Origin of the sequence: Leptothoe spongobia TAU-MAC 1115, assembly GCF_018739885.1 — a bacterium.
GTDB lineage: Bacteria > Cyanobacteriota > Cyanobacteriia > Phormidesmidales > Phormidesmidaceae > Leptothoe > Leptothoe spongobia.
Genome location: NZ_JADOES010000006.1, coordinates 42677 through 55380, shown reverse-complemented (window position 1 = coordinate 55380; position 12704 = coordinate 42677). Strand labels below are relative to the sequence as shown.

General features: G+C 44.7%; 12 protein-coding genes. 5 read left to right on the top strand and 7 right to left on the bottom strand.

Annotated elements, in window-relative coordinates; all coding sequences use genetic code 11:
• Positions 1-40: 40 nt before the first annotated feature.
• Complete coding sequence (locus tag IXB50_RS04695; protein ID WP_215607788.1) at positions 41-616, bottom strand: hypothetical protein; 576 nt, start codon at positions 614-616, stop codon at positions 41-43.
• Between the two features lie 382 nt (positions 617-998).
• On the opposite strand from IXB50_RS04695, the gene IXB50_RS04690 reads away from it, so the two are divergent.
• On the top strand, positions 999-1757 hold the full coding sequence (locus IXB50_RS04690; RefSeq protein ID WP_246564089.1) for a tetratricopeptide repeat protein: 759 nt from the start codon (positions 999-1001) through the stop codon (positions 1755-1757).
• A gap of 114 nt (positions 1758-1871) precedes the next feature.
• On the opposite strand, the gene IXB50_RS04685 is transcribed toward IXB50_RS04690, so the two are convergent.
• The 6 genes from IXB50_RS04685 to IXB50_RS04660 all read right to left on the bottom strand — a co-directional run bounded on the left by IXB50_RS04685 (position 1872) and on the right by IXB50_RS04660 (position 6722).
• Positions 1872-2333, bottom strand: a complete 462-nt coding sequence (locus tag IXB50_RS04685) for a GNAT family N-acetyltransferase (RefSeq protein ID WP_215607786.1) — start codon at positions 2331-2333, stop codon at positions 1872-1874.
• Positions 2327-3706, bottom strand: a complete 1380-nt coding sequence (locus IXB50_RS04680; RefSeq protein WP_215607785.1) for a flippase — start codon at positions 3704-3706, stop codon at positions 2327-2329. Before IXB50_RS04680 ends, IXB50_RS04685 begins: the two co-directional genes overlap by 7 nt.
• Positions 3707-3839: 133 nt before the next feature.
• The gene (locus tag IXB50_RS04675; RefSeq protein WP_215607784.1) at positions 3840-4616 is read right to left on the bottom strand and encodes an FkbM family methyltransferase; all 777 of its coding nucleotides are present in this window, start codon (positions 4614-4616) and stop codon (positions 3840-3842) included.
• Between the two features lie 654 nt (positions 4617-5270).
• Positions 5271-5666, bottom strand: coding sequence for a hypothetical protein (locus tag IXB50_RS04670; protein ID WP_215607783.1), 396 nt, complete (start codon positions 5664-5666; stop codon positions 5271-5273).
• A 125-nt stretch (positions 5667-5791) separates the two neighbouring features.
• Positions 5792-6328: a PIN domain-containing protein gene (locus IXB50_RS04665; protein ID WP_215607782.1), complete on the bottom strand. Its 537-nt coding sequence runs from the start codon at positions 6326-6328 to the stop codon at positions 5792-5794.
• A 79-nt stretch (positions 6329-6407) separates the two neighbouring features.
• The gene (locus IXB50_RS04660; protein WP_215607781.1) at positions 6408-6722 is read right to left on the bottom strand and encodes a helix-turn-helix transcriptional regulator; all 315 of its coding nucleotides are present in this window, start codon (positions 6720-6722) and stop codon (positions 6408-6410) included.
• 746 nt (positions 6723-7468) lie between these two features.
• Between IXB50_RS04660 and IXB50_RS04655 the strand changes: the two genes are divergently transcribed.
• The 4 genes from IXB50_RS04655 (at position 7469) to IXB50_RS04640 (ending at position 12703) form a co-directional block, all read left to right on the top strand.
• Complete coding sequence (locus IXB50_RS04655) at positions 7469-8443, top strand: PTPA-CTERM sorting domain-containing protein (protein WP_215607780.1); 975 nt, start codon at positions 7469-7471, stop codon at positions 8441-8443.
• Positions 8444-8747: 304 nt separating this feature from the next.
• A complete protein-coding gene (locus IXB50_RS04650) occupies positions 8748-9782 on the top strand; it encodes a DUF1702 family protein (protein WP_215607779.1) in 1035 nt (344 codons plus the stop codon).
• Positions 9779-11758: a CRTAC1 family protein gene (locus IXB50_RS04645; protein WP_215607778.1), complete on the top strand. Its 1980-nt coding sequence runs from the start codon at positions 9779-9781 to the stop codon at positions 11756-11758. The genes IXB50_RS04650 and IXB50_RS04645 overlap by 4 nt, the downstream gene beginning before the upstream one ends.
• Entirely contained in the window at positions 11759-12703 is a 945-nt protein-coding gene (locus IXB50_RS04640) for a hypothetical protein (protein ID WP_215607777.1), read from the top strand.
• The last annotated feature ends 1 nt before the right edge of the window (position 12704 follow it).

The window sequence follows — 12704 nt, the reverse complement described above, 5'->3', positions numbered from 1 at the left end:
GGTTTGATGAATTCGGATTTGGTATACCTTTTACCCAGAGCTAATGGTCCTCAATGGCTCGTGTTCGATAGATATTTACCCCTGTTTTCAACAATCCATACAAAACCAAAAGTGCGCTGAGAAAATAGACTATACGATAAAACCAAATATCTTGGGAATAGGGCAGTTTCTCTTTAAGTGCTCCAAGACTTACGAAAATCAGGTTGATCGAGTAAAAAACCATCAACGCAGGAAAGAGTAGTACTATGCCGCCCAATATCTGATCAACAAAACTTTGTTTTTGATCTATGAGTAAAGGTGCAATTAAAGTGACATCCATAGGATTGTCACAATTATTAACCTGTCGAGTAATCGCTTGACGCAAACGCATCAACCCTTGTAGCTGAGATGTCACTGTAACAAAACCACAGGCCAAACCAGCTGGGAAAAAAGCAACGACCTCAGCTGTTGAGATAGGAATATTGCCCCAACTAGTGGTCAGATCTGAAACACGTTCTTCTAGTGCAGATTGTTCAAGATGAGGACAGTCTAACTCTTGCGCCTGACAAGCCTTTTGATTTCCAATCAGCGTTATATATGGAAAAAAGATTAGGAAGAAAAATACAATCGTTGTCACTAGCAGTAAGGTTAGGGACAATCGAAAGCGCTTTAGTTTTTCTTCGTATAATGCCAATAGCTTTTCCAGATAAGGAGTCATGTCAATAGCACCCATACTATGTTCTCTAGCCAGACTCTAATTCTAATGACGATAGCCTGTCGAGTTATAATGTCGTCCACACTTTTCAACAAACGCCTGCTATCGCAGATTTCCAGTGATTCGAATGCGATAGTCATGCCCTAGATTAGGCCCTAATCTAGGGCCTATTTTTTTATCTTTGTATTGTGTGGCTATGTATCGTATACGGGCAAAAGCTGATTAAAATAGGAGTCGAAGAGTTGGTATTGGTATTTTGCACACCAAAATCAAAGAAATCAGGTGGTTCAGACTTATTATTGTCTTGCTGGCTTTAGTAGGATGCCGTAACTCTAGTTCATTATCATCTCAATCAACCAACTCACCTATTGCAGTCAACTCATCTCCATCTGTAACCTCATCTCCACCCAAGAATACTGAACCCGCCCCCTTACCTGTACCCTCTGCCGAAGAATTAGCCGAAGCAGCTCAGTATCGTCAGCTAGGGCTAGAATATCGCGGTCAAGGGCGCTACGAGGATGCCATCACAGCTTTCAAGGACTCTGTCAGGTTAGATCCACAGAATCTTTCTGGGCAGGTGATTTTAGGATGGACCCTGCATCTGGCTGGACAGGCCTCGAATGCTATTGAGGTGTTGCAACGCGCATTGGCACAAGACTCGGAACATGTACCGGCCTTAAATGCATTGGGCATTGTTTATTTAGTTGATGGCCAGCTAGATGCGGCAGTGGACACTCATACCAAAGCAGTCGAGCTTAAGCCTGACAATGAGATCGGCTATTACAATCTGAGCCTGGCCTATCATCGACTAGAAGACTATGGACGTGCGATCGCAAACGCCCAACAAGCCGCAGACCTGGAGCCCGGTAATCCTCATCCCCTAGTCGCCCTCGCTATCGCCCACTGGGACAACCAAGAGACGACTGCCGCCCAACAGGCTTACCAACGGGCCATCGATCTGGACCCCAGCTACCAAGAATCATGGTTTTTAGACCATTTACAACAAGCAGGTTTTAGCCTAGAACAAATCCAAACAACAGAAGCGATTCGCCAAACAGTCTAATATGGGTAGGGCAGGCACAAGGGAGCGCCCCTACAGGATGGTTTGGGCATAAGTCCAATAACGACTGATACGCATCAGTAAAACCAATAAGAAATGAGGTGTAGGGGCCGCTAGCTAATTCATTGTTGGCTTGGTCCATCGCATCGGTGTTGCATAAATCCCACTCTGATAGAAACGGGCTCGACATTGGACAAACCCCATTTTCTGGTAAAACCCAATGGCAGTGTCCGCTGAATTGACAGTCACTTCACTAAACTCCTGAATGCAGCGCGTAAATAATTCTCGACCAATGCCTTTTCCAGAACAATCTTTTCGCACAAACAACAGCGATAGGTGATTGCTTCTCCGAAAAGCAATAAACCCAACTATAGTGTCATCCCATATCGCAATTAGGGTCTTCTCACGACTCAAGATGCGTTCTCTTAACTCCTTGGGAGCAGAAATCTCTTTCCATTCAGCAATACTCTCCCGTGCGTCACCGACTAGTTCTAATAAATCAGCAGACGCATGCATACAATCACTGATTTGATACTCATCTCCAGGTTTAGGCGTTTCATAAATAATAGTATTCACCATCGCAGGGCATCTAGGATTGATGGGCGCACTCCCAAATTTCGGACCACTAAACTATATAACCAAATATTCCACATCGCCATGGCAAATGCTGTGGCCATGGCAGCTCCAACAATGCCAAACATATGAATACCAATCAAATTCAAAATCACATTGACAATGGCACTAACGACCATCACTATGACCGACTGATTTTGATGCCCGGTCATGATCATAAGATATCCCACTGAGCCAGCTCCCACATTCACCAGCTGCCCTAGACTCAAAATCACTAAGGCCCCTTTTGCCGCTACAAATTCGGAACCAAACAACTGTAGGACAGGCTCAGCAAAAACAATCAGCCCGACCGCCACTGCCAGTGCCGGATAAAACATCCAGCGAGCAATGGTAGAGACTAACTGTTGCAAACTGTGGCGATCACCCTGGGCGTATAAGGAAGCAATTAATGGAGCCGTAATCGCATTGACACTCACCAAAATAAAGTTAACCCAAGCGGACGTTTTGAGGGCCGCACTATAAAGCCCCACTTGCTTTGCATTCAAGAAGATACCAATCATTAGCGTATCGGTTTGACTGAGGAACATACGAGAACCGCTCAACAGCATTAATGGCAGGGCTATTCTCCACCATCGAGCCATCTCATAGGCAGGTTGGGCATTGCGAATTTTAATGTCCAGGTTGTATTGGAAGAATAGCCACTGCAGCAATAAAACAAGTATTGATGAGAGTAAGGAGAGTGAGATCACAATCACACTCGTCAGCTCTTGCCATCGCTGCCAAATCATTACCATCATCACCAGCAACACAGGCTGAGCAATCAGCGATGGAGCATAGGACAATACCATCTTCTGAAAGGCGCGAATAATCTCTTGTTGCAGCCTTAACAAGGCAACCACTGGGATCGCCCAAAGCCCCACCAGCATAGGCATCGCATAGGCTCCTAAGTCATTGCCAGCATGTACCCCCCACAAAACTGCAGTCCCGCCTAGCGCAGTCGTCACACCGACCACCCATGTCTGTTGCCAGCTACCCCAAATCATTCCTTTGAGGTGGGGCCAGTCTTCTTGGACTCGGTAAACTGATATAAATCGCAGTACCGCCGTCGGTAAACCAAACCCAGCAACAAAGGCCCAAAAAAGACCGATTGCGATCGCATAATCATAGATACCGTACTCAGCTGTCCCCATCCAGCGAGCCAGTAACACTTGAGAGCCATACAAAGCAGCAGCACTGACGATTTGTATCATCAGTGCTGCCCTTGCTCCCCGTACTAGCTTTGAAAATAAACTTGATTGCTGCAATCTGCCCCCTGAGTAGCCACTCCTATCATAGCCACCACCACCAAGAACGATGATGAGCTTAATGACAAAGCGCATCCACCACAAAAATAGCCGTCAGATGTCTTACCCAATAGGGCAAGATCATTTGACAGCTATTTTAAAAGCTTGGCATTATGACTGCCGTTGCCGATTTAGAGAAGCAGCAATTACGTTGTCAGCCACTTACTAACTACTGGTTGATAAACTCTTTTACCAGCGCTGCTTTACTCTTAGTCATGAAAAACGTATTGGGATAACCGTTCGTGCCCGATGTAAATCTCCCATTTGCATAAGCATAAAGCTCATAACCAAGGTTCTTGAGATAGCTAACAATGTCATCATTAGGCTGTTCAATCAGTAGAATAGGCTCATGGGTTTTAATCATTTCTCGACCACCTTTGATAGCCTGTAGCTCATAGCCTTGGATATCAATTTTGATGAAAAATGGATTGAGGTCTAATTCATCTAACGTCTTGATCTGACAGTGTGTTTTCTGTAGTGTCAGACGCTCTTCTTCAAAGAAGAAAATGCCATCTACTAACCACTCTCTCGCCTCTGCTTCATCAAAGGAGGACAGACCATCAAACATCCATTTTTTATAAAAAGGAGTATATAAATCCTGCTCGGCCGCCTGAGCTCCCAGACCAAATTTATTAATAACTATTCTTTTATTGTCGCCATATAGACCTTCTAACTTCTTACAAAGCAATTCGCTAGGTTCAAACATTTGAATATGACTATTCTTTGTTTGCATCAGGATAGCGTCAGTGCTTTGGCCTCTATTAGCACCAATGTCAAGATATAAAGCACCGTCCGTATCAGGAAATAGATGGAGCGCTTTAAAATCGGCTTCAAATGGAATTCCCAACTTATTTCTATAAAACCGCATTAGTGAAAACTTGGTCTCTAATAAATAATGGAAATTGACCTGCAGGGTTCGCAGCAGCTTTTTAAAATTTTGATTCATCCTTGCCCTCCTTTAGCCTAACTTTTCATATATTGAATTCACTGTGTCAATCTAGTTACCCCATGGGGTACGGGCCATATTTCAAGCTTTTAGGCACCATAGCGAAGTAACTTAGAAAGATAAGCTACGAACTGTCCATACAGTGTACATATACCGTATTAATGCGGAAAAATCGTTAGACCACCATTATAGTGACGTCATCACCCGGACAATAGTGCCACGAAATGGACGATTCTTATACAAATCGAGTTCCCTCCATCACAACCTACCGTGCAAACACCTTTGCTATACCTCCTTCCCAAAAACTAGCTAGTCAATGACCACCTCTGTAAAGACAGCAATTTACCCAAATAGGTTGCCCTGCTCTATAGATTCCCCAAATACACTCGTTCGGAATACAAGCAGATGCATACATCTTCACCGATTGAAAACATTAAATGTAATAGCGAACATTTTTGAGTAGAACAAACTCCCAAACAGCTACTCAAAACGACCTGCTCTACTAAGTCCTTATACGGAGGGAGATATATTTAAATCTTTTATGAAGACCAGGATTTACACTGGACTATCGGCACAAAACTTGGAATATCCTCCATCATGCCGTTCCCATTGCCCAAATCCAGAACTCGCATTGCTTAGGTAGCTGTAAGTCTCTTATGAGGTGAAGTGTTGCCAAATAAGATAGCTCAGGGCCATGAGACTAATAGTACGTATAACAATGCTAAACCAGGAGAGTTTTAACTTCATGGACCGACGTTCGACAGGAAAAGGGAGATCTTTTTTCCAGAAGCGATTGTAGTTCAACCCAAACTGATATATGGTGTCTCGGGTTTTGACCTTGAGAACATAACCAGGGATAAAAGTTTGACGAACACTAAAGAGAATGGCTTCGTCGAAGTCACTATAGGGGAGATGCCAAGGGCCAAGTTCGAGGTGGTCATCATAGACTTTCAGAATGCCGCGTCGCGCAGTGACCCAATTGAAGGAGCGACGAATATCGTCACCTTCGGCAGTGGTAGCTTTGGTCATACAGCGATGGAGAAGTGGCATAAGGACTCTACTCTAGTTCGGAAGATTTCTCTATAGCACCCTCCGCGCATACGTTAAAGTATAAGACAAGGGGCACCAGATATCGTCAAGCCTCTCAAAACGGTAAGTTATTGACCTACATATTCCTACCCTGGATTGTTCAAAAGTTTTTCTAATCCAGCGCGAGTTAGGAATTGTCCTAGTGACCAAACCTTCAAATCGACTGGCTTACCCTCAAACTGTTGAGGTTGTTTTTGAGTAACTATGGCATCTAAATGATATGTTTTAGCACAAACAACTTCTACGGCCATGTCAAAATCTTGTACAGAAAGTTGACGAGCTGATTGAATCATATTGTGGGTAATATCTAAACATTGTAATTGAAATAAGGCTTTCAATTGAGCCGCAACCTTTCTGCGCTTAAACCAAGAAATAATAGAATCCTGTGCAGGATTTTCAGGAGGCCTGCTGAGGTAATAGCTAACCCGCTTGAGACAGAGATCTGTTACATGCACCTGAATATTATGCTGATTGAGATGCGCCAAAAGTGTGTCTATTTTATATGTACAGCTGGCATGTCCCATAAAAAACGTCAGCAACAGATCTGCATCTGCTAAAACGCATATGCTCTCTGGAACATCCCTAGAGATGATCACAGGAGAGGAATCTGTAAAAAGTGGCATATCTTAATTCTCCCAGTATATGAAGCACGCTGGGGAACGTTTAACTGACTTTAATTCCTATACGGTGTGTTATCTAAATCTATGCAGGATCGTCATCAGCCTCTAGCCATTGTTTGCGTAATGCGCGCAGCTGCGTTAACGAAAATCCCTTAGATTCATTAACTTCAGAGTCATCAATCAGATCGGAGAGTTCACAGTCCAAAATGGCGCACAACCTCAGAAATTTTTTGATTTGATCAACCCCGGATTTACCGGCCTCCCAATTTTGGATTGTATTATTTGATACACCGACAAAAACAGCAAGCTCTTGCTGCGTCATACCTAATGCTTCACGCAATTCTGCAATCTTTGTGCGGGAACTGGCACCCGTAGCACTGGTTACTTCTTTAGTCATGACATGTTCAACTTTCGAAACAGGGAAACTCCTCTAGGCTATCAAGAGCCCCCGCAGAAAGCGTAGTAGAATCTTACACCTTGATAATGGGTGCATAATATCACACCTGAATTTTATGCAAACCTGAATAAGGTTAAGTGTAAAAGAATGTTAACCCAATGTTGACACACAATAAATTTGGTGCAAGACTTGGTTTAATTCATGAGGGCTTAGTGTCCAACCTTAATACTGAGTTGACTAAGTCTGAGTGAAGCGGTTGCAACAGTGTTCCAGAGTTTGAGTTGTTTATTATAGCTTTTGATTCCCTATAACGCATCTAAATAGGGATTTCAGATTAGGGCAGCAGAAACCACCGCATTGCAATAGCGATTTCTTCTGGTGACAGTATTCTCAGTAAGAGCAGAGCAGAGCTTAGAGGTAAAAAAATAACTCATCCTGACTACCAGAACAGAGCTTAGGTATGAGCTGGCGACGGTGGCGGCAGGATCGAGATGAGAAAATCTCAAGGGTGTACATAGTTTTCCTTAACGGTACGAAGTCGTTTCATGGCGGCCTCACAGTTGGTTGTATTGCCAGAGTTGATGAATGCTGTAGAGGAAGAGATTAGTAGTTTTTGTTCCCGACAAAGAAGGGATATTTTGCTTGCAAGCATATATCCCTCAAAGATCACACTCTTATTCTGAGTCGTGAGTATTTTGGATTGAGAAAATATCAGCTTGAGTATTTTAGATTGAGGAAATGTCAAGATGAAAGTGACTTTTTGTACGACAAAATTTGTCAGCCAATCTGCACCAAGCTTGGGGGCAGCAATGTTAGGTATGATAGCAATTTTGGGCTTTTCGGATAGTGCTGTCGCTGCAAACATTGGAAGAGGTTCCGATTATCTTGTTACCCCCCGAGGTTCATCATTCTTTGATTTTGGAGGTCCTATCGGATTAGTCTCATTTGAGGGAAAGCCGCTTGGGATAGGGAACTCTAATGCAGATACCGTAATCCAGCGGAAAAAAGATGCTATTTTCGATTATGATGCTGATGGCATCATAGATCCCATGGTAATGTTTGACCATGATGGAGATGGCATTAAAGAATCCAGTGAAAGTGACACAGTTTCTATTCCAATCGAAATGACGCGTCTTGCTTTGCAAAGTGTTAATCCTGTAGATGTTAGTGGAACTTTGTTTGATGTGTCAGTTGGTCTTACGCCAGAAACAAATTCAGTAGGCACAATGACCATTAACCACAATATCAATCCAGACAATAGTTTTAATGACACTGGTGATTCCCAAGGAACCTTTACATCTGTACTTAAGAAAATCTTCTTTGATGCTACGTTTACACCTGTAGGTGGTGGTCCTGGTGAGTTCACGGAGAGTCTAATAGTTAATGATTTCATCAATGTCGGTGCAGACTGGAGTCATCAGCCTCTGGGGTCAAATCCTATTCTGGTAACAGGGCCTCTAGGAAACCAAGATGCTAATTGTCATGTTGGTTTTGTATCTAGTGGTGTGCCTCCTTGTGATGAAACAGATTTCTTTACTAGTCTGGCTATGCATACGAAAAACGATCTTAGTCAAGGGGAGATCATTGCTCACACAACAGAGTCAAGCCAATGTTCTCCTGGCGAAAACTGTATACAGCCAGTCCCTACCCCTGCACTCCTGCCTGGTCTTCTTGGTCTTATAGGAGGAGCGCTGCGGAAGCGGAAGCAAGAGACAGTTTAACCTGCTGACTACGATATAGAATCAAACTGAGTCGGGTTGTTGATGGAAGTACAATGTCTCGGCTCAGTACTCGAAGTCTGTTATACAGCAAACTGTTTGATATTTGCTGCAATCTATTAATTTTCGACATTGCTTAGCTTGATATGATCTTAGTCTCTGTTTAGTGATGTCCTAGCTTTATTAGCTGCCTAAGTTTCTGAATAAGGAGGAGGAAATCGTGCATCGATTTTTTGCCCGACCTCGTTTCCATAGAAGTAATTCTGTTGTAAGCCTCAAAACTGAGCCGTCCCATTCTCAAATCTCTATGCCAACCACTTCTTCCTGGGGACAACTAAAAGAGTATCTCTTTGGCCTTTCACCTCAAGAAACCACCTTTGACAAACGAGGATTTCGCGTCGGAAATCCTCAAGCACAGCAGCGCTTGGAAAAGAGTGGCCGTATCTTTTTGCAAGGCTACCATGCAGCTCTCGCTGACGATCAACCAGAAACCCTTGCACAACGCTTGAACACTGTTGAAAACGAATGGCGTGGGTTCGCATTTGAAGGTGCAGCTATGGGTTTAGCATTGCTTGATGCCCTCACCCCCTGGCAGTGCAATCGCCTGGAGAATTTTATAGCAGGCCCTGGCACTGATCACATCTATATGGTGCATGTGGGAGCAGGCTGGGTATTGGCTAAACTCCCTTGGCGACTTGATGGATATCTGGCACAGCTGCATAGGGAAACAAATACTTATCGCGAGGGGCATAATCCGACAAAATTCAAAATTCAAAATTCAAAAGCTATTGATCCACTACTTGGCTGGCTAGCTATTGACGGTTATGGATTTCATGAAGGGTATTTCCATTGGTCTCGTGTTGTAGAACAGCAGATAGTTCCGAAAAAGCTCTCTGGCTATGCACGTCGTGTTTTTGACCAGGGCCTGGGCCGCAGTCTTTGGTTTTTGTGTGGTGCTGATTTTACCCATATTCCCGACAAGATAAACGCCTTTGAACCCATGCGACATCCTGATCTTTGGAGTGGCCTGGGCTTGGCCTGTGCCTATGCAGGAGGCGTGGATCAAGTAGCGATCGCAACCCTACAAACAACCGCAGGCGCTTACCGACCTCAACTGGCTCAAGGAGCGGCTTTTGCAGCCAAAGCGCGCCAACGGGCAGGAAACCCAGCTCCCCATACAACCATGGCTTGTCAGGTCTTGTGTGGGATGGATGTGGATGCCGCCGCTGCCCTGACAGACAGTACCCTTCAAGACTTGCCCTTTGACGAAGAAACACCAGCTTATGAAATCTGGCGGCAGCGTATTCAATCACACTTTGCCGTTAAGGAAACAAAAGTATGAAGAGTTTAGTTCGTTTTCTAAAACAACAAAGTAAGCGCTTAGTAGCAATTGTTCTGATCTGTGGTTTCTTCTGGTTTACTCGACTTCCAGCCTTATCAGCTACTGAACGAGCAACTTTGGCTTCTCGTTTCCACTTCACTCGTCTGCCATTACCAGAGCTGACATCATCACCCGTCAAATCAATTCGTTCGGTTCACCCCAGTTTAGAACAGCATTCGGCCTGGATTTCTTCAGTAGGTGCAGCAATTGCCCTTAGCGATTTAGATAGCGATGGGTTATCCAATGATATTTGCCACGTCGATCCTAGAACCGATCACGTGATTGTGTCACCGGTACCCGGTACGGGTGATCGTTATGCTCCATTTGCTCTAGCCCCCTCGAAACTGCCCTATGACTCAGCAACCATGGCTCCAATGGGGTGTTTAGCCAATGACCTCAATGAAGATGGACAGACCGATATACTCGTGTACTACTGGGGGAGAACACCCGTTGCTTTTCTGCAGAAAAACGGACTGGAGATACGTGATAACTTGAGCCCACTGAGTTACGTCCAGCAAGAAATTGAGACAAGTGGAGAACGCTGGTATACCAATGCAGCCACCTTCGCTGACCTGGATGGAGATAGTCACGCTGATTTGATCATCGGTAACTACTTTCAAGATGGTGCCCGCATCCTAGATGCGACTGCATCAGGGCAAGAATCGATGCAACATTCGATGACACGAGCCTATAACGGGGGGCTCAATCATATTCTTCGGTGGGCAGAAGCAGAGGCAGGCTCCACGCCACGGGTCAAGTTTCAGGACATAAAAGATAGTTTAGATGAAGACGTATCTCACGCTTGGACCCTAGCCGTGGGTGCAGCAGATCTCGATGGAGATTTACACCCAGAAATCTATTTTGCCAATGACTTTGGTCCTGATCGACTACTCCATAACCGTTCCCAACCGGGCCACTTAGCGTTTGCTTTATTAGAAGGTGAGAAAGGATTGATGACGCCAAACTCTAAGGTTTTAGGCAAAGACGGTTTTAAGGGAATGGGGGTCGATTTTGGAGATGTCAATGACGATGGATTACTGGATATTTATGTTAGCAATATCGCTGATGAGTATGCCTTAGAAGAAAGTCACTTTATGTTTACAAGCACCGGAAACATAGAGGAAATGAATAAGGGGATCGCTCCCTATGTTGACCACAGTGAACCTCTGGGGGTCTCTCGCAGCAGCTGGAGTTGGGAGACAAAGTTTGGTGATTTTGATAATGATGGCGAGCTTGAGGCTCTACAAGCAACAGGATTTGCTAAGGGAACAATTGACCGCTGGCCAGAGTTACATGAACTCGCTATGGGTAATGATGAACTGTTGAGTCATGCCAATATCTGGCCTCGATTTCAAGCTGGTGATGATCTCAGTGGTCAAGCCCACAACCCATTTTTTGTGCGGACAACAGAGGGGCGGTATTATGATCTCGCTAAAAGCCTGGGACTGGATACTCCCCAAGTTACCCGTGGTATTGCCACTGCCGATGTGGATGGTGATGGCGATTTAGATTTTGCGATCGCAAATCAGTGGGAGCCCTCCTACTTCTATCGCAATGACAACAATCTTACTGCTGGCACATCTCTCAACCTGAAGCTTTTACTCCCAGTTAGTGGGGACAAGCCAACATCAGGCACACCTGCCATTGGGGCCACGGCAATTGTGCACCTACCGAATGGGCGCTCTTTAGTCAGTCAAGTCGATGGGGGCAATGGTCATTCTGGGGCTCGCAGTTCTGGGCTGCACTTTGGATTAGGGCAAATTCAGCCTGATAGCACTTTGCCAGTAGGCCTGCACTGGCGGGGGCGAGATAGTCAAGTGCACCAAGCAACTGTCAAGCTATCTCCCGGATCGCACACTTTGGTTTTAAATGATGACACCTTACTGACAACCACTGAGCAAACAAATCTGGCTGCATTGGTTAAGGAGAATGAGTAAATGAATAAACCAGCCAATTGGTACCAGCCAAATCGTCTAGGCGGCTTACGACGGTTTGCGATCGCTATTACATTTTTGAACCTGCTGGGCCATACCGTTTTAGGGTTTGAGCAATCCTGGGCACAACCCTTAGTAGCGCTTGTTACCGCTTATGGCGTTGAGATCCTTCTGGAATTATTAGATAGCTGGAGCGGCAAACATCGTCCGCGATTCTTAGGAAAAGATAAGCAGGCACCTATCATTTTTCTCAAAATCATTGATTTTCTCTTGCCTGCTCACATTACTGGTTTAGCAATAGCGATGCTGCTCTATGCCAACGATCAGTTGTTGCCAATTGCGTTTGCAACCACAGTTGCCATTGCCTCAAAAGCCATTTTTCGCGTACCCATAGGTCAGAAAAATCGGCATTTTCTGAATCCTTCTAACTTTGGCATTACCGTAACGTTGCTCCTGTTTCCATGGGTTGGGATTGCTCCACCGTACCAATTTACTGAAAATTTGGTCGGTTGGGGGGATTGGCTACTCCCTGCTGTCATCATCTGTACTGGAACATTTTTGAATGCCCGCTTTACTGGCAAACTACCATTAATTCTAAGCTGGGTCGGTGGCTTTTTCATCCAAGCTTGTTTGAGAAGTTGGCTATGGGGCACACCGCTGTTGGCTCCTCTGATGCCAATGACGGGGGTGGCATTTGTGTTGTTTACCTTCTACATGATTTCTGATCCGGGAACAACACCGATTAAACCTTTCAGCCAGATCATCTTTGGCGGTTTCACTGCCGCTATCTATAGCTTTCTAATGCTGAATCACATTGTGTTTGGCTTCTTTTTTGCATTAACGATTGTTTGCATAGCGAGAGGGTTGATGTTATTTAGAAAAAGTATTGTTCAGAAACTCTCCTCAACCCCCATTTTAGTTCCATCAATTCTGGTTGGGGAGGTCTAAT